At 53.9% G+C, this 410-nt stretch carries 1 pseudogene; it reads right to left on the bottom strand.

Features of this window, described 5'->3' with window-relative positions:
- Positions 1–6: 6 nt before the first annotated feature.
- A pseudogene (locus AC3G3F_RS23885) lies at positions 7–346 on the bottom strand (hypothetical protein).
- Positions 347–410 lie beyond the last annotated feature (64 nt).

Genomic DNA, 410 nt, shown 5'->3' with positions numbered 1-410 from the left:
TGCATATCAGTACGTCAGGACCTGGTACAGGCCGAACAGCGCTGCGACAGTGAATACCGTCAGCAGGATCAAAAATATTTTTGCTCCCGTGCTGTACCGGTACTTACCGGTACGCCCCCGTCTGGTGGACATTCCTGCATATTCTTGCGTCATCAGATTGTTCTCCTCAGGCTATTGCCAGCCCGGCAATGCGCCAGCAGCAGCAACAGCTTCGAATTGTGGAAACAAAATGTCCGCACCCTTTCGTGGGCCGGGAGCCATTCCATATCTGTATAAAAAATGACGTCTGGCCCCAGCCCGAACACAGCACTCTGACATCCTGCCCGGATTTGCTTTTCGGCTGCACAGGCCGTCAGCATCCCTGGCAATAAATTCCTCTGCCGCAGGGTAATTGCACCCTGAGCGGAGTA

The sequence above is a fragment of the Salmonella sp. FC25216 genome (genome assembly GCF_057751355.1).
The sequence above is the reverse complement of the archived record's forward strand: the minus strand, read 5'-3'. Positions and strand labels throughout refer to the sequence as shown.